We start from the raw sequence: 16,604 nt of genomic DNA, 5'->3' as shown, positions 1-16,604 counted from the left end.
GAGCGGCGCCCGCCGCGCAGCGCTGGTCGACGACCGCCTACGAGCGTCAGTCCGCGAGCGGCAGATACACCCGGTTCCCGCTTGCCGCGAACTCCTTGGACTTCTCCAGCATCCCCGCCTCGATCTCCTGGGGGGTGGCGTCCTTCTCGCCGCCGAACTGCTCGGTGATACTCCGGCTGATCTTCATCGAGCAGAACTTCGGACCGCACATCGAGCAGAAGTGAGCCGTCTTCGCCGGTTCGGCGGGCAACGTCTCGTCGTGGAAGGCACGGGCGGTGTCCGGGTCGAGGGCCAGATTGAACTGGTCCTCCCAGCGGAACTCGAAGCGCGCGTCGGAGAGGGCGTCGTCCCAGTCCTGGGCGCCCGGGTGGCCCTTGGCGAGGTCCGCCGCATGGGCCGCGATCTTGTACGTGATGACGCCGGTCTTGACGTCGTCACGGTCGGGCAGGCCCAGGTGCTCCTTCGGCGTGACGTAGCAGAGCATCGCGGTGCCCCACCAGGCGATCATCGCGGCACCGATACCGGACGTGATGTGGTCGTACGCAGGCGCGATGTCGGTGGTCAGCGGGCCGAGCGTGTAGAACGGGGCCTCCTCGCAGATCTCCTGCTGGAGGTCGATGTTCTCCTTGATCTTGTGCATCGGGACGTGTCCCGGACCCTCGATCATCGTCTGGACGCCGTGCCGCTTGGCGATGGTGTTGAGCTCGCCCAGCGTCCGCAGCTCGGCGAACTGGGCCTCGTCGTTGGCATCCGCGATGGAGCCGGGGCGCAGGCCGTCGCCCAGCGAGTAGGTGACGTCGTAGGAGGCGAGGATCTCGCAGAGCTCCTCGAAGTGCGTGTAGAGGAACGACTCCTGATGGTGGGCCAGACACCAGGCGGCCATGATCGAACCGCCGCGGGAGACGATGCCGGTCTTACGGCGGGCCGTGAGCGGCACGTAGCGGAGCAGCACACCGGCGTGCACCGTCATGTAGTCGACGCCCTGTTCGGCCTGCTCGATGACGGTGTCCTTGTAGATCTCCCAGGTCAGCTCCTCGGCCTTGCCGTCGACCTTCTCCAGAGCCTGGTAGAGCGGGACGGTGCCGATGGGGACGGGGGAGTTGCGCAGCACCCACTCGCGGGTGGTGTGGATGTTGCGGCCGGTGGAAAGGTCCATGACCGTGTCGGCGCCCCACTTGGTGGCCCAGGTCATCTTGTCGACCTCCTCCTCGATCGAGGAGGTGACGGCCGAGTTGCCGATGTTGGCGTTGACCTTCACCAGGAAGTTCTTGCCGATGATCATCGGCTCGATCTCCGGGTGGTTGATGTTGGCCGGCAGTACGGCGCGGCCGGCCGCGATCTCGTCCCGCACGAACTCGGGGCTGACGTTCTCGCGGAGGGCGACGTACTCCATCTCCGCGGTGATCTCGCCGCGCCGGGCGTAGGCGAGCTGGGTCACCGCGGCGCCGCCCCGGCCGCGGCGCGGCTGGCGCGGCCGGCCGGGGAAGACCGCGTCGAGGTTCTTGAGGCCGCCGCGCGGCGAGGTGTGCTTGAGGCCGTCGTCCTCCGGCCGCATGGGGCGGCCCGCGTACTCCTCGGTGTCGCCGCGGGCGATGATCCAGTTCTCCCGGAGCGGCGCGAGGCCCCGGCGGACGTCGGTGTCGATGTTCGGGTCGGTGTACGGCCCGGACGTGTCGTAGAGCGTCACGTCCTTGCCGTTGGTGAGGTGCACCTTCCGGACGGGGACCCGTAGATCGGGCCGCGAACCGGAGACATAGCCCTTGTGCCAGCCGATCAGCGGTTGGCTGCTGTCGGGGGCACCGTTCTGGCTGCCGTCCTGAGCGTTTTCAGGCGTGCGTGCATCCTGCAGAGTCATAAAGACCCAACTCCCTACGCCGGCATTACCCGGTAACAGGTTCGGCGGTCGACGCAGCGGCTTCCGTCCGCCGACGTTTCACGTGAAACGTCGCTGGGACGAAGGTCAGCGCCCTCTCAGCCCGGTGCTCCGAGCTCCCGCGATTGCAAAGGTGCCACCAAGGTAGCGGCCGGTGCGCCGAGGTGAACAGGGGGCCCCGAAGTTCTTGCAATGATCGGGGGGTGAGTTCTCCCGAGCCGCGTCACCGTTCCGCAGCGCACTCGCATGCGCACGGCCATGGGCCCGCCGCGCCCGTCTCCCGTCATCTGCGCAAGGTCATCGCGGCGGTTCTGATCCCGTTCGCGGCCGCGGTGGCGGTCGGCCTGGTGGTGCTGTGGCCGGGCGGCGCCCCGCCGCACAAGCCGTCCGGCGTCGGCTTCGACCAGCCCACGGAGCAGGCCCGGGTGATCAAAGTGGAGGAGGTGAACTGCGCGGATGTGCATGCCGAGCCACAGTCCCAGCCACCGGGAGCGCAGGGGCAGCCGCCGTCCGGGGGAGCGCCGAAGGGCAAAGAATGCCAGCAGGCGACCATCAAGGTCACTACGGGAGAGAACGCCGGGCGCACCTTCCGGACGGTGGTGACGCCGGACGCCTTGCGGCACTACACGGCCGGCCAGGGCGTGGTGGTGGCGTACTCCCCCAAGGCCCCGAAGGATCTGCAGTACTCGGTCAGCGATGTCGACCGGACGCTCCCGATGTGGGTACTGGCCGCCATCTTTGCGCTTGCGGTCGTGCTCGTCGGCCGGTTGCGCGGGGTGCTCGCGCTGGTCGCGCTGATGGCGAGCTTCCTGGTGCTGACGCTGTTCATCCTGCCGGCCATCCTCCAGGGCTCCAATCCGCTGGTGGTGGCGGTGGTCGGCGGCAGCGCGATCATGCTGATCGCGCTCTATCTGTGCCACGGTCTGACGGCCCGCACATCGGTGGCCGTGCTCGGCACGCTCGCCTCGCTGCTGCTGATCAGCCTGCTCGGCTCGGTGTTCACCGGGTGGGCGCTGCTGACCGGCAATACGGACGACACGACCGGACTGGTGCACGGCCTCTACCCGGGCATCGAGATCCGCGGCCTGCTGCTGGCGGGGATCATCATCGGGTCGCTGGGCGTGCTCGATGATGTGACGGTGACCCAGACCGCCGCGGTCTGGGAGCTGAAGGAGGCGGATCCGTCGGCGAGTTGGCGCACGTTGTACGGCGCCGCGATGCGGATCGGACGGGATCACATCGCGTCGGTCGTGAACACCCTCGTACTGGCCTATGCGGGTGCGGCGCTGCCGTTGCTCTTGCTGTTCTCGATCGCACAGAGCAGCGTCGGAACGGTCGCCACGAGTGAGGTCGTCGCTCAGGAGATCGTGCGCACGCTGGTGGGCAGCATCGGGCTGGTCGCCTCAGTGCCGCTGACGACACTGCTGGCGGCGCTGGTGGTCTCCGCGGACCGCCCGGAACAGGGCATGCCGAGGCCCGCGTCGGGGATGTCGCCGGCCGCTGCGGACGGTCGGTCCGGGCGGCGCGGTTCGCGCGGCAGGCGCCGTAAGCGATGACCGCCGCGTATGCGATGACCACCGTGAGGGCCGACCGCCGTAACGGGTGACGCCGTGAACGACGGTGCGTGCGGGAGGCGGTGAACGCGGACGGCGCTCAGCGCGCAGGACGGTGACGGGTGGGGGACCGGCGGACGGGCCGGTCCGAGGTCAGCCCGCCGGCGCTTCCGTGAGGATCCGGTCCAGTACGGCCTCCAGGGTGTCGCACACCTCCTCCTCGCCGAGCGGGACCAGACGGTCGGTTCGGTCCAGGAAGGCGACCAGCGGCGGCGCGCCGGCCCGGAACAGGGCCCGCTCGACGCCCACTTGGAGGCTGATGAAGACATCGCCGAGACGCTCGGGAGACGACGGCTCGATGCGTACATCCCCCTCGCCGGCCGGCCGGCTCAGCCCATCCAGCAGGAGCTCACGACTGAATACCCAGGTAACGGGCATATCGCCGGGGAGATCAAAGGTGAAACGGACGGCAAACGGATCGGCGATGTCGAAATCCAGCTGTACCGGGATCCGAAACGCGAGCTCCTCGGAGACGAGGAAGCTCATGATCACTTCTGCCTGAACTGTGTCGGTCATCAACCACTGCCCCGCAATTGATCGGAGATGGCCGGGAATCATCCCCCGCAGCCCTATGGACGCCATCGTCTGCCAGGCGCAAGCAGATCACAAGGAGTGAGTTTTCAGATACTGATAGAGAACGCGAGTGTCGTTAGAGTCGCCTCCGCCATTGTTCGTAGTTGTTCCGTCACGTTACGCAATCGATGCAGTTCGTCGGCGGGAAGAGAGAGCGCCAGCGCCGCGGCCGCCGAACCGACCTGGATGGGGATGGCCGAGCACACGGTGCCCAAGGCATATTCCTGTTGCTCGTATGCGGCATGGCCGCGACGCACCGTGTCCAGGCGATGCAGCAGGTCGTCCTCGGTCCGCACCGAGAACGGGGTCACGGACTGCACGGGATGGCGCGCCAGATGATCCTTCCTGGTCGCGTCGTCGAGCTGCGCGAGCAGACACTGGCCGATCGCATGGGCGTGCGCGGTCGTGCGGAAGTCCACCCACTCCTCGACCGGGGGGCGTTCCGGGTCGTCGGTGACGGCCACCACTTCCACCTCGCCCTCGCGGTAGACGCCGAAGTAGACGGCGGCCCTCAGCTCCCGGCCCGCCAGGGCCAGCGCCTCGGAGATATGAGTACGCTGCCGGCGCCGCGCCCCCGCCTGCCCGATGATCTCGGCGGCCTCGCCCAGGACGAAGACTCCGCTCTCCCGCCGCAGATAGCCCTCGTGTGTCAGGGTCCGCAGCAGGTGATACGTCGTCGGAAGCGGCAGTCCGGCCTCCCTGGCGAGCTGCTTGGCCGGCGCCCCGTCGGCGTGCGCGCCGACCGCCTCCAAGAGCCGCAGTGCGCGCTGCACCGATCCGATCAGGGTGGGGTGAGCAGCGGAATCGCCGTTCTCGATCGCCAAGGCCAACCCCCCAGGACCCACTGCTTTCCGGAACGTCAGAATCCGGAAGACGACTGCGAACCGCACTCTAGCCGGGGCGGTCCGGGCCATACGGCGAAAGCCGATGAGTTAACCCACCTGGGCGCACGTCGCGCCCGGTCCGGCGTGACATGACGCTGTGTCCGCCCCCGGCGAACGAGCGATGCCCCGCTCCGGGCCGGAGCGGGGCATCGTCGGACGGGGTGCAGGGAGATCGCGCGTCGATCGGACGATCCGGCCGGATCAGTGAGGGCTGACCCGTAGCCGGTGGCCGACGAGTTACCAGTCGCCCTTCGACGAGGACGACGACGATCCGGTGAACCTGCGCACCAGATAGATGACTCCGGCGATCAGGGCCGCCGCTATCAGGACCTTGAACAGCAGGCCGATCAGAAACCCGACCGCCGTGGCGATCAGCCCGCCGAACACCACGATCAGGATGACGGGCAGCACGACCCAGGTGACCCACCACGGAAGCCCTGCGAATATCCCCTTACCAGCCACTGCTCTGCCCTGCTTTCTTTCGTCTGTCGCGTCGGTCTGTCGCGTCGATGGCACCGTCCGCACACGTCACATCTGCCGCGTCGCGTCTCCGGTCCCCCTTCACCATCGATGCTAGGTCGCCGAAAGGGGCTGTGGGGGCTCCGCAGCCCCGGCACTCCCCTGAACCGACCCTTACGGGTTCGGGGGCCCGGCCCTCAGCTCTCAGGCGGAGAAAAGACCACCATCACCCGTAGGTCCTCGCTGATGTGGTGGAACTTATGGGGCAAACCAGCCGGCACATAGACCACGCTGCCGCGCGCCACCGACTGCGTCTCCGTCCCGACGGTGATCGCCCCCCGGCCGCTGACCACCAGATACACCTCGTCCTGGGCATGCGGCTGCTGCGGATCGACACTGCCGGCATCCAGCGCATACAGGCCCACCGACATGTGGCGCTCCTGGAGGAACTGCAGATACGCACCGTCATTGGCGGCCCGCTCCGCTTCCAGCTCATCCAGTCTGAAGGACTTCATGCCGTTCGCACCCCTCGAGGATTCAGAGTCGTCTGCGACGATCTCACCATGAAGCATTTTCTGGTCAAGACGATCGCCAACGCCGCGGCGCTTGCCGTGGCCATCTGGCTGCTCAAGGACATCACGCTCACCGGCGACAACACCGGCCGCAAGATACTCACGCTGGTCCTCGTCGCGCTGATCTTCGGGTTGGTCAACTTCATCGTCAAGCCGGTGGTGAAGCTGCTGTCCCTGCCCCTGTTCATCCTGACGCTCGGCCTGATCACCCTGGTCGTCAACGCGCTGATGCTGCTGCTGACGTCCTTCCTGGCCGGCAAATTCGACCTGGCCTTCCACGTGAACGGCTTCTGGACCGCGGTGCTCGGCGGCGTGATCGTCTCCATCGCCTCCTGGGCGATGCACATGATCCTTCCCGAAGACGACTGAACGCAGGCCCGCTGGGCCAACAACCGGCCAACACTCGGCCGACGACCGAACCCTCCGACGACGACCGACCGCCCGACAAGGACTGCCCCCGTGAACCGCCCCTTCCGCATCTGCTTCGTCTGCACCGGCAACATATGCCGCTCGCCAATGGCCGAGTCCGTCATCCGCTCCCTCATCGCGGAGGAAGGGCTCGACGGCCTCGTCGAGGTCGACAGTGCGGGCACCGGCGGCTGGCACGAGGGCGACGGAGCCGACCCGCGCACGGTCGCCGTACTGCGCGCGGGCGGCTACGGATCCACCCACACCGCCCGGCAGTTCCACTCCTCCTGGTTCGCCGACCGCGACCTGGTCATCGCGCTCGACTCCGGCCATCTGCGCGAGCTGCGCCTACTGGCCCCCACCCCACAGGACGCCGCCAAGGTCCGCCTACTGCGCTCGTACGCGGCCGATCCGGCGCCCGCCGGGGAGCCCGGTCTCGATGTGCCGGACCCGTACTACGGCGGATTCGAGGGTTTCGAGGAATGCCTGGCAATGATCGAGGACGCCGGCGACGGCCTCCTGGAAGCGGTCCGCGCCGCCGTCACCACCGACGTATCGGACACCCCACTCCCCCGCAGCACCACCTCAGGGACGAAGGAGCACGCATGACGGGCGACGGCACGCGCGTCGTACGGGCCGGGCTTCCGGAGCCCACGGCCTACGAACCCTCCCTCCCAGGGCCGGTCTTCGCGGCCCATTTCCACCTCCCCGGCGATGCCACCGGCCCCTACACCTACGGCCGCGACGCCAACCCGACCTGGTCCCACCTGGAACAGGCCATCGGCGAGCTCGAATCACCCGAGGAGCCCGCTCACACCATCGCCTTCGCCTCCGGCATGGCGGCGATCACCGCGGTCCTCTTCTCCCAACTGCGCACCGGCGACGCGGTGGTGCTGCCCAACGACGGCTACCAGCTGCTGCCGGCCGTCCGCGACCGCCTGGAGAGCTACGGCATCGAGGTCCGCACCGCGCCGACCGCGGGCGACGCACAGCTCGGCGTGCTGGACGGCGCCCGGCTGCTGTGGATCGAAACGCCCTCCAACCCCGGCCTCGACGTCTGCGACATCCGGCGGCTGGCCGATGCCGCGCACGCCCGCGGCACCCTGGTCGCCGTCGACAACACCCTCGCCACTCCGCTCGGTCAGCGCCCACTGGACCTCGGTGCCGACTTCTCGGTCGCCAGCGGGACCAAGGCGCTGACCGGCCACGGCGACGTCCTGCTCGGGTATGTCAGCACCCGCGACGCCGCGCTGGCCGATGGCGTACGGCTGTGGCGCAAGACGGTCGGCGCGATCCCCGGCCCGATGGAGAGCTGGCTCGCCCACCGCTCGCTCGCCACCCTCGCGCTACGCGTCCGCCAGCAGGCGGCCGGCGCGCTGGCACTCGCCGAGGCACTGGCCGACCGCCCCGAGATCACCGGCCTGCGCCACCCCGGCCTGCCCTCCGACCCGTCCCATGCGCTCGCCGCAGCGCAGATGCGCCCCGGCCGCTTCGGCTCCGTGGTGTCCTTCACTCTGCCGGACAAGTCACATGCGGAACGGTTCTTGGCCGAGCTGACCTTGGTGGACGACGCGACGAGCTTCGGCGGCGTACGGTCCACCGCCGAGCGTCGCGGCCGCTGGGGCGGCGATGCCGTGCCCGACGGGTTCATCCGATTCTCGGTCGGCATCGAGGAGCCGGAGGATCTGGTCGCGGACGTCGTACGGGCGCTGGATGCGGCACAGAAGGCCGGCTGAACGACGCGGAATTGGCCGGCAGGATATCCCCCCTCGTCACCCTGCCGGCCGCGGTGTTTCACGTGAAACCACCGTCGCGGTGTTTCACGTGAAACTACCCGCTTCAACAAGGCTAGTTGACTGAGCGTCAGTGTCCAATCACGCTAGCGACACATCCCTATCGACAAATTTATAGTTGGCCCGCGACCAGGCTTCCGAGGGGCGCAGGAGGTACGCGATGGATCTGACCCTGCTGCGTACCTTCGTCACGGTGCACCGGGCCGGTTCCCTCACCCGCGCCGCGGCACTGCTCGGCCTCTCCCAACCCGCCGTGACCAGCCAGATCCAGGCGCTGGAACGCCAGTTGGGCCGCCCGCTCTTCCTGCGTACCGCCCGCGGCGTCACCGCCACCACCGTCGGCGACGAACTCGCCCACAAGGTGGCCCCGCACCTCGACGCGCTCACCGAGATCACCGAAGCCGGTCTGGATGCGGATTCCGTCACCCGCACCGTGCATCTCGCGGGCCCGCCGGAGTTCACCGCCGAACGCGCGCTCCCCGCACTGACCCCGCTCATCGCCCAGGGCTTGTCCATACGCGCCGCCTTCGGACCCGCCGAAGAGCTACTGAGCGGCCTCGCCGCCGGCCACCACGACCTGACCGTCACCACCGTCCGCCCACGCGGTGGCCTGCTGACCTCGACGCCGCTGTGCGACGAGGAACATGTACTGGTCGCCGCGGCGCGCTGGGTGGCCCGGCTGGGCGGCCCGGCGGTCCTCCAGGCCAGCGGGGTGCGCGCGCTGGATCCCGTACCGCTGGTCGAGGTTCATGAGAGCCTCCCGCTGATCACCCGCTACTGGTCAGCGGTCTTCGACGCCAAGCCCGCGTCCTCCGCCGCCGTCATCGCGGCCGACCTCCGCGCGGTACTGGGCTGCGTCGCGGCGGGCGCGGGGCTCGCGGTCCTGCCCCGCTATCTGTGCGCCGAAGCGCTGGACAGCGGCGAGATCGTCGCCCTGCTCGACCCACCGGTGCCCCCGCTCCGCACCTACTTCCTCGCCGCTCGAACCGGAACGCTCGGCCTGCCGCATATCGCGCGGACGCATGAGTGGCTGCTGCGAGCGGCGGCGCGCTGGTGAACCGGGGGAGCGCCGCCTGGGAGGGCACGCACAGGAGAGCGTTCGGGAGAGGAAACGGGACGCGTCCAGGGGGCACTCACAGGAGCGCGCCCGTGGTGTCAGCGGCAGCGCGTCCGGGGCCGCGGGTTTCACGGGCCCATGACTGCGGCATCTGTCCCCTATGACCGTACGGCCAGTCGTCAAACGCACCGCCCGCGCGATTCTGCTCGACGGCGCGGACCTCGTTCTGATCAAGCGCACCAAGCCGGGCCGAGCCCCGTACTGGATCACTCCGGGCGGCGGCGTGGAGCCCGAGGACGCCACCGTCATCGACGCCCTCCACCGTGAACTGGACGAAGAGCTGGGCGCGAAGGTCAAGGACGTGGTGCCGGTCTTCGTCGACACCGTCGAGCACTTCAGCGACGGCGGGGTGGATGGGGTGAAGGTGCAGCACTTCTTTGTCTGCCGACTGGACTCGATGGACCTCTCGCGGCGGCACGGCCCCGAGGTCGAAGAGCCATGCGGGGAATACGAGATCGTGCGGGTGCCCTTCACCCGGGTCGGGATCGCATCCGTCGAGGTCGTACCGCTGTCGCTGCGCCACTACCTCGACGGCAACATCGAGGGCGTACGGGCGATGCACGCACCGGATCTGGGCTGAGGCCGGCGCTCGACCGAGGTTGCGGAGAGTGAGCGGGGTTCCAGCCGCCCTCTCACTCACGTCTCACGCGAACCAGCCACGGAATTCGGGGTCCTCCTCCGCAGGCCGCCTCGGCTGCGCCCGCGCCAGCACCTGCTCCACCCGGTCGAGGAATTCCCCGTTCAGCTGCTCCGCAAAGCTGGGCCGCATCGGCCCGACCGCCGGCCGCTCGGGCCCGACCTCGCCCTCGAAGACGTCCTCGTGGCGTTCGTACGCGCCGACGCGCCGTTCGTAGGGATCAGCGTGGCGTTCGTAAGCGACCGGGTGCCGGTCGTATGTGTCTGCGTGCCCTTCGTACGTGTCTGCGCGTCGTTCGTACGTGTCCTCGTGCAGCCCGCCCCGCAAGTGCGGGTTCTTGTGCTCCGCGCGCTGGAAGGGTGGGCGCTCCGTCGCCTCGGCCGCGGCGTCGAAGAAGTCGCCGCCCTTGCGCTTGAAGTCGTCCGTTCCCCAGGCCCGCGCCCCACGCGCCTGTGCCGGAACCTTCTGCAGATGCGGGATGTGTTTGGCGCAGTGGATGTACGCCTCTTCGACCTCAACCGTCACCCACAGCTGCGCGCGCCGGCCGGGTACCGGGTCGACCGGCAGGCCGGGGCGGGCGGCCCGCATCTCCTCGTCCAGCACCACCCGGGCCCGACCGTTGATGTGCAGCCCGATGCGGTCCCGGGTGAAGTCGATCATCAGGATGCCCAGCTGCGGATTCTCCGAGATGTTGCCGATGGACGCCATGACGCCGTTGCCCCGGTATTCCGGGTAGGCCAGCGTCCGCTCGTCCAGCACCTGGATGAATCCGGGCGGCCCGGCGCGAAAGGTGGAGTCGCATTCGCCGTGGCGGTCGGCCGTGGCCAGGAAGAACATCTCCTGCCGAACCACGAACTCCCGCATCCGGACGTTGAGATGGTCCAGGACCTGGTCCCCGTAGAAGCGGTCGGCACGCTCCGTCGTACCGAGTCTTTGCTGCACCAAGTGCTCGCCGTCGCTCCCGGGACGCTCCCCACGCATGCCCGGTTCGTCCCCTGTCCGACCGTATTCGCCCTGTGCTGCCAAGACTTCAATCTCCTGCCGGGACCAGCTCTTCTATGGAGTCATGCCGTATGCGGTCGGATGGAATGCCGACCCCTATCAACGCGTCCACGCCGCTGCGGATCAGTCCGGGCGGCCCGGAAAGGTAGGCGTCGTATTCCCGGAACGGGCCGTGCTGGCGGACGGCGTCGGGAAGTTGCCCGGTGACGCCGTTCGACGCGCCGCGCACCGACCCGGTGGCGACCACCGGGCGCACCGAGAGCCAGGGGTGACTCTGTTCCAGGCGCAGCATGGTGTCGAGGTCGTAGAGGCCATGGTCGCTTCGGGCGCCGTAGAAGACCTCGACGGGGCGTCGGCTGCCGCGCTGGGCGACATCCTCGATCAGCGCCTTGATGGGCGCGATGCCGGTACCGCCGCCGACGCACAGCAGGCCGTTGCTGGTGGAGTGGTCGACGGTCATCGAGCCGGCCGGGGCGCCGAGGCGGATGACGTCACCGGGGCGGGCGCGGTGCACCATCGCATTGGAGACCCAGCCCGCCGGAACCGCCTTCACGTGGAACGACAGCAGACCGTCGGAGCGGGGCGCCGAGGCGAACGAGTAGTGCCGCCAGACCCGAGGCCACCAGGGAGTTTCCAGGCTGGTGTACTGCCCGGCGAGGAACGGGTACGGCTGGTCGGGACGGACCGTCACCACGGCGGTGTCGGGCGTCCGCAGCTCGTGCGAGACAACTTCGGCCTGCCACCAGGCGGGGGCGATCGCCTCGTTCTCGGCGGCCGCGTCGATCATGATCTGCGAGATCGCGGTGTACGCGCGCACCCACGCGGCCTCGGTCTCCTCGCTCCAACTGGACGTCGCATACCGCGAGAGCGCGTTGAGCAGGCACTCGCCGACCGCGGGGTAGTGGTCGGGCAGGGTGCCGTATCTACGGTGGCCCCGCCCGAGGTGGGAGAGGTACTCGGTGAGGATGTCGGCGTCGTCGACGTGCTTGGCGGCCGTGAGAAGCGCCTTGAACAGCCGGTCGCGCTGAGTGTCCATCGAGGCGGGGAACAGCGCCCGCAGATCGGGGTGCTGGACGAAAAGCAGCGCATAGAAGTACGAGGTCACCTTGTCGGCGACCGGCTCGATCTCCGCCATGGTGCGACGGATGAGAATCGCGTCGGGGGAGGCGGGAGGTGCGGTGGAGGCGGCCGCTTCCACCGCGTCGAGGGTGGGTTCCGCGGCGGGGCGGGGCTCGGGGTCCTGCCGTTCCTCCTGCCGCTCGGCCTGGCGCGCCGGGGGAGTGAAGAAGGAGCGGGGGGCGGGCTCGGCGGCCGGTTCCGCGGTGGCGTGTGCGGCGTGTGTGGCGTGCGCCGACTCGTGTACGGGCTCGGGCTCCCGGTAGGACCGTGGCTCCTGGTGCGGCTGCGTCCCCGGGTACGGCTGCGATCCTGGGAACGGCCGCGGCTCCGGGTACGGCTGCGACCCCGGAAACGGACGCGGCTCCGGGAACGACTGCGACCCGGGAAACGGCCGCGGCTCCGGGAACGACTGCGGCTCCTGGCTCGTGGGTGCCTCGTGGAGCGGCTGTGCCATCTGGAGCGGCTGGGAGTCCTGCGGCGCTTGCGGCTCCTGGCGTGCCTGCGGCTCCTGCCGCGGCTCGGGGACGCGCTCACGTTCGGCGGCGGTGCCTACCGGTCTGATCGGATTGACCGGCCGACTGGGTATCCGGCCGTCCCGCTCCTCCCGACCACCGGTATCGCCCTGCGTGCCGTGACCGCTTCGGTCGTCCTGGCCGCCCGGACCGTCCTGATGGTGCTGCGGATCCTGCGCTTCTTCGTGGGATTTCTTCGACGGCGGAGTGAACCAACCCCAATTGCCACTGCTGCCGCCAGAAGAGCCGTTGTCGGCCGATGTGGTGGTCGGAGCGTCCATGGTTTGCCTCGCCTCGAACGTCTTTCGGTTGTCTTCGCACTTCCGTTGATCGGAACTGCCCGGAATTCCCCCGCCCTGCCCCGGAATCCTTCATCAGTTCAAGCTATTCCGGCAACACCCTCCAAAGCGGACAAGTTTCACTTCCCTGCAACAATCGACGCGGATACCGTCTCAGCAGCATGGCACCCCGGCTCACCACAACGGACAAATAGCCGGAAGTTCGGTCGTCGCGGGCCGCTTAGCCGGTAGGCTGGCGGGCTTGCACGCCCCTCGCGGGCCCGCGGAAGCCCTCACCCCCGCCAAGCCGGACTCGACCATACCGGCACCGGTTGAAACCACAAGCCCCGATCTGGGAACACTCAGCGCGCCCCCCTCGATAACAGTGACACTCCCCACAGAGGGCATTTTCCGCACATACCACGGACGAATGCCGCCGTAGAAAGCTCCGAATTACTGGCCAGTACGCACCAGTTCGTATGCCTCGCGCAGATCGCGACCCACATACGCATATGAGGCGACGTCACCGACATGGTGATCCGCATTTACGGCCACCGATACCGGAACCGCCGCGAACAGGTCGGTGTCCGACACCGAATCGCCGTATGCCACGCAGTCGGCACGGGTCAGCCCGTACTCCGCACAGAGTTCATCCGCGACCCGCACCTTCGCCTCCGGGGTGAGGATGCCGGCCGGCTCCACCGGCTGACGGATCGGCACCGCGGGCCAGCGCGAACCGCGCGCCGCATCGGTGCCCCAGGGCAACAGCCGCTCGACGAAGAAGTCCGGGGACAGCGAAATCACCGCGCATCGTTCGCCACGTGAACGAATGTCCGCCCAGACCTCCCGAATTCCGGCCAGCCAGGGCGCGTTGTCGAATGCCGCCGCGAGGCGAGGTTCGGTCAGCTCGGCGGCCCAGAGATCGGCCGCCAGCTGCGCGAACCGCGCCGGTGCCAGCTCGCCCGCCGCGAAGCCGCGCTCCAGCTCGGCTATCTCCCGGTCCAGCCCGAGCTGCCGGGAGATCTCGACGGCGGCCGCGGACCCGTACAGCAGGGTCCCGTCCATGTCGAACAGGTGCAGCTTGGTCATGCGTGGGAGGGTACGTCGGCGGTGATCCCGTGCGACGGCCGGGCTCACCGCTCACGCGAAGGTGAACCCGCACGGGCAACAGGCGCAGGCCCCGACGCGCGGGCGCGGGACGGCACACGTGCAGGCCACACGTGCAGGCCACACGTGCACGGCCACCCGCGCACCGGCCACAGGGCGCAAGGTCACACGCACACGGCGGCCACAGGCGCCGTACTCAACGCCGCGTACCCGGGGATACTCCCGCCGCCAGATGTGACGCGCGGTCCCGCCCGCCACCGTGGAAGGCATGCCACAGCTCCGCCGGCCTGCGCGCCGGGCCCTCCTCGTCGTCCATGTCGCCGTCTCCGTCGGCTGGCTCGGGCTCACGCTCGGCCTGCTCGCCCTGAGCATCACCGGCTACACGACCGCCTCCCCCGATCTGGCCGCGGTCTCCTACCGTGCGATGAAGATCTTCGGCGACTGGCTGGTCCTCCCGGTCGCGCTGATTGCCCTGGTCAGCGGGCTGGTGCTGTCCCTCGGTACGCCATGGGGGCTGGCCCGGCACCGCTGGGTCTATGTCAAGTTCTGGCTGACCCTCATCACCGTGCTGCTGTCAGTGTTCTCGCTCCGGCCGGGCATCGACCACCTTGCGGCGCAGGCCGCCGCGGGCACCCCGACGCCCGACATCGGCCTCCTCGTCGCACCGTCGGTCGCCACGGCCACGTACGTCTTCATCACCGCCATCTCCGTCCTCAAGCCCTGGGGGCCGACCAAGCGCGGCGGCCGACTACGCCGTCGGGCGCAGTCGGCCTAGTGGAACCCCGGCCCTCAGGCGAGCGCCGCCTCCGCCGTCGCCGCAACGGCGATCCGGTGGTCCTGCTCCGGGGCGCCGCCGCCGAAGCCGAGCGCGCCGATCAGCCGGCCGTCCCGGTGGAGCGGCACCCCGCCCGCGATGAAGAGCAGCGGTCGGTCCAGTGCGGTGGGCAGCGTGTGAAAGAGCCCGTCGGGCCGTACGAGATCTATGAGGTCTGCGGTCGGCGTGTCCAACTGGAGCGCGGTGTACGCCTTGCGGGTGCTGGTCTCCCCGGAGATCAACACCGCCTGGTCGTCCCGCCGGAAGCCGAGCAGGTGGCCGCCCGCGTCCAGCACGGTGACGCTGCCCTGTACGCCGAGGCCGCCGGCGGCCCGTACGGCGGCCTCGATGAGCGCATCGGCGTCGCGGGTGGTGAGGGGGCGGACGGTGGGGACGGGGGTGGGGGTGCTCATGGGGTGGTGCTCCTTGAGAGGTGTGCGGTGACGCGGTGTGGTGGGTGGTTTGGTGGGATTGAGGAACTATGGGCTCTTCGAGGGGCTCGTCAAGGGCCTCGCTGACGGCCTCGAGTTCCTCAAGTGCCGGATGTGTTTTCGGTGTATCTCGTCGGCTAGACCGCCTGGTTGGCCACCGGCCGGTCGGCGACGCCGGCGGTCCCGCCGGCGGCCACCACCTGGCCGCGGTTCCCCGTGCGCCGCTCCAGCGCGGAGGCGAAGATCGCCACGCCGAGCGCCGCGACGGTCATCAGCGCGCCGACCCAGTTGGGGGCGGTGTAGCCGAGTCCGGCCGAGATGACGATCCCGCCGAGCCAAGAGGCCAGCGCATTGCCGAAGTTGAAGGCGGCGATGTTGCCCGCCGAGGCGAGGGTGGGGGCGGAGGCTGCCTGGTCCATCACCCGCTTCTGCAGCGGCGGTACGGTCGCGAAGCCGAAGAAGCCGATCAGCGCGACGGTGATGGTGGCGGCCACCTTGTCGTGCGCGGTGAAGGTGAACGCGGCCAGCACCAGCGCCAGGCCCGTCAGCGCGACGTACAGCATCGGCATCATGGCGCGATCGGTGAAGCGGCCGGAGATCAGGTTTCCGCCGACCATGCCGAGGCCGAAGACGGCCGTCAGCAAGATGACGGAGGACGGGGCGAAGCCGGTGACCTCGGTCATCATCGAGGCGAGGTAGGTGACGGCCGCGAAGACGCCGCCGAAGCCGAGGACCGTCATCAGCATCGCGAGGCCGACCTGCGGGTTACGGAAGACCGCGAGCTCGCTGCCGATGCGCGAGGCCGCCTTCGCCGAGTGCGCGGGGACGAGCTTGACGACGCCCAGAAGGGCGAGCACGCCGAGTGCGGCGATGGCGTAGAACGTGGTCCTCCAGTCGAACTGCTGGCTGAGCATGGTGCCCGCCGGTACGCCGACGACATTGGCGATGGTGAGGCCGCTGAACATCATCGAGATGGCGGCGGCACGCTTCTGCGGCGCGACGAGGTCGGCGGCCACCAGGGCGCCGATGCCGAAGAATGCGCCGTGCGTGAATGCGGCGACGATCCGCCCGGCCAGCATGAGTCCGAAGTTCGGGGCCAGGCCCGTCAGCAGGTTGCCCACGATGAACAGGCCCATCAGCAGCGTCAGCATCTGCTTGCGGGTGAACCGCGTGCCGAGCGCGGTCATCAGCGGCGCTCCGACCACCACGCCCATGGCGTAGAGGGTGGTCGCATAACCGGCGAGCGGGATGGAGACGCCGAAGCCGGCCGCCATGTCGGGCAGCAGGCCCATGACCGCGAACTCGGTCGTTCCGATCCCGAAGGCGCCGATGGCGAGCGCCAGGAGTGCGAGAGGCATGACGGATCCCTTCAAATGATTGCGTCCGTCCCTTACGAGCGTCGACAATAATTG

General features: G+C 69.1%; 17 protein-coding genes and 1 riboswitch. Of the genes, 7 read left to right on the top strand and 10 right to left on the bottom strand.

The genetic code is table 11. The features are described from left to right. Nucleotides 1–46 precede the first annotated feature (46 nt). Complete coding sequence (gene thiC, locus ACIGWZ_RS27520) at nt 47–1,855, bottom strand: phosphomethylpyrimidine synthase ThiC (protein WP_400069146.1); 1,809 nt, start codon at nt 1,853–1,855, stop codon at nt 47–49. After that, nucleotides 1,850–2,006: riboswitch (TPP riboswitch) on the bottom strand. Its footprint overlaps the gene before it by 6 nt. A gap of 70 nt (nt 2,007–2,076) precedes the next feature. On the opposite strand from thiC, the gene ACIGWZ_RS27515 reads away from it, so the two are divergent. Further along, the gene (locus ACIGWZ_RS27515; RefSeq protein WP_400069145.1) at nt 2,077–3,429 is read left to right on the top strand and encodes a YibE/F family protein; all 1,353 of its coding nucleotides are present in this window, start codon (nt 2,077–2,079) and stop codon (nt 3,427–3,429) included. Between the two features lie 150 nt (nt 3,430–3,579). Here ACIGWZ_RS27515 and ACIGWZ_RS27510 read toward each other — a convergent pair whose 3' ends face one another. The 4 genes from ACIGWZ_RS27510 to ACIGWZ_RS27495 form a co-directional block, all read right to left on the bottom strand. Continuing rightward, entirely contained in the window at nt 3,580–4,002 is a 423-nt protein-coding gene (locus ACIGWZ_RS27510; RefSeq protein WP_400069461.1) for an SsgA family sporulation/cell division regulator, read from the bottom strand. A gap of 104 nt (nt 4,003–4,106) precedes the next feature. Continuing rightward, nucleotides 4,107–4,877 carry an IclR family transcriptional regulator gene (locus tag ACIGWZ_RS27505; RefSeq protein ID WP_400069459.1) on the bottom strand — a complete coding sequence of 257 codons (771 nt, stop codon included), beginning with the start codon at nt 4,875–4,877 and terminating at the stop codon, nt 4,107–4,109. A 303-nt stretch (nt 4,878–5,180) separates the two neighbouring features. Next, entirely contained in the window at nt 5,181–5,405 is a 225-nt protein-coding gene (locus tag ACIGWZ_RS27500) for a DUF5326 family protein (protein ID WP_400069143.1), read from the bottom strand. Between the two features lie 194 nt (nt 5,406–5,599). After that, a complete protein-coding gene (locus tag ACIGWZ_RS27495; RefSeq protein ID WP_400069141.1) occupies nt 5,600–5,917 on the bottom strand; it encodes a cupin domain-containing protein in 318 nt (105 codons plus the stop codon). A 48-nt stretch (nt 5,918–5,965) separates the two neighbouring features. On the opposite strand from ACIGWZ_RS27495, the gene ACIGWZ_RS27490 reads away from it, so the two are divergent. The 5 genes from ACIGWZ_RS27490 to ACIGWZ_RS27470 all read left to right on the top strand — a co-directional run bounded on the left by ACIGWZ_RS27490 (nt 5,966) and on the right by ACIGWZ_RS27470 (nt 9,872). Further along, a complete protein-coding gene (locus tag ACIGWZ_RS27490) occupies nt 5,966–6,343 on the top strand; it encodes a phage holin family protein (protein WP_400069139.1) in 378 nt (125 codons plus the stop codon). Between the two features lie 90 nt (nt 6,344–6,433). Then, nucleotides 6,434–6,991: a low molecular weight protein-tyrosine-phosphatase gene (locus ACIGWZ_RS27485; protein ID WP_400069138.1), complete on the top strand. Its 558-nt coding sequence runs from the start codon at nt 6,434–6,436 to the stop codon at nt 6,989–6,991. Further along, entirely contained in the window at nt 6,988–8,118 is a 1,131-nt protein-coding gene (locus tag ACIGWZ_RS27480) for a cystathionine gamma-lyase (protein ID WP_400069137.1), read from the top strand. Before ACIGWZ_RS27485 ends, ACIGWZ_RS27480 begins: the two co-directional genes overlap by 4 nt. A gap of 217 nt (nt 8,119–8,335) precedes the next feature. Next, nucleotides 8,336–9,232, top strand: a complete 897-nt coding sequence (locus ACIGWZ_RS27475) for a LysR family transcriptional regulator (RefSeq protein WP_400069136.1) — start codon at nt 8,336–8,338, stop codon at nt 9,230–9,232. Between the two features lie 160 nt (nt 9,233–9,392). Then, entirely contained in the window at nt 9,393–9,872 is a 480-nt protein-coding gene (locus ACIGWZ_RS27470) for an NUDIX domain-containing protein (protein ID WP_400069134.1), read from the top strand. A 63-nt stretch (nt 9,873–9,935) separates the two neighbouring features. Here ACIGWZ_RS27470 and ACIGWZ_RS27465 read toward each other — a convergent pair whose 3' ends face one another. The 3 genes from ACIGWZ_RS27465 to ACIGWZ_RS27455 form a co-directional block, all read right to left on the bottom strand. Continuing rightward, nucleotides 9,936–10,910, bottom strand: a complete 975-nt coding sequence (locus ACIGWZ_RS27465; protein WP_400069132.1) for a pyridoxamine 5'-phosphate oxidase family protein — start codon at nt 10,908–10,910, stop codon at nt 9,936–9,938. Nucleotides 10,911–10,959: 49 nt separating this feature from the next. Beyond that, nucleotides 10,960–12,843, bottom strand: coding sequence for a globin domain-containing protein (locus tag ACIGWZ_RS27460; RefSeq protein ID WP_400069130.1), 1,884 nt, complete (start codon nt 12,841–12,843; stop codon nt 10,960–10,962). 450 nt (nt 12,844–13,293) lie between these two features. Further along, entirely contained in the window at nt 13,294–13,929 is a 636-nt protein-coding gene (locus ACIGWZ_RS27455; protein WP_400069129.1) for an HAD family hydrolase, read from the bottom strand. 286 nt (nt 13,930–14,215) lie between these two features. Between ACIGWZ_RS27455 and ACIGWZ_RS27450 the strand changes: the two genes are divergently transcribed. Further along, nucleotides 14,216–14,722 (top strand): DUF2269 domain-containing protein, encoded by a 507-nt coding sequence (locus ACIGWZ_RS27450; RefSeq protein ID WP_400069127.1) that lies wholly within the window; start codon nt 14,216–14,218, stop codon nt 14,720–14,722. A 14-nt stretch (nt 14,723–14,736) separates the two neighbouring features. Here the strand turns inward: ACIGWZ_RS27450 and ACIGWZ_RS27445 are convergent, their stop codons facing one another. Both ACIGWZ_RS27445 and ACIGWZ_RS27440 read right to left on the bottom strand, forming a co-directional pair. Beyond that, a complete protein-coding gene (locus tag ACIGWZ_RS27445; RefSeq protein ID WP_400069125.1) occupies nt 14,737–15,174 on the bottom strand; it encodes a heme-binding protein in 438 nt (145 codons plus the stop codon). Between the two features lie 155 nt (nt 15,175–15,329). Further along, the gene (locus tag ACIGWZ_RS27440; RefSeq protein WP_400069123.1) at nt 15,330–16,550 is read right to left on the bottom strand and encodes an MFS transporter; all 1,221 of its coding nucleotides are present in this window, start codon (nt 16,548–16,550) and stop codon (nt 15,330–15,332) included. Nucleotides 16,551–16,604: the final 54 nt, after the last annotated feature.

The organism is Streptomyces sp. NPDC053427 (assembly GCF_044544985.1).
Classification (GTDB): Bacteria; Actinomycetota; Actinomycetes; order Streptomycetales; family Streptomycetaceae; genus Streptomyces.
This window is presented reverse-complemented; position numbering and strand designations above follow the sequence as displayed.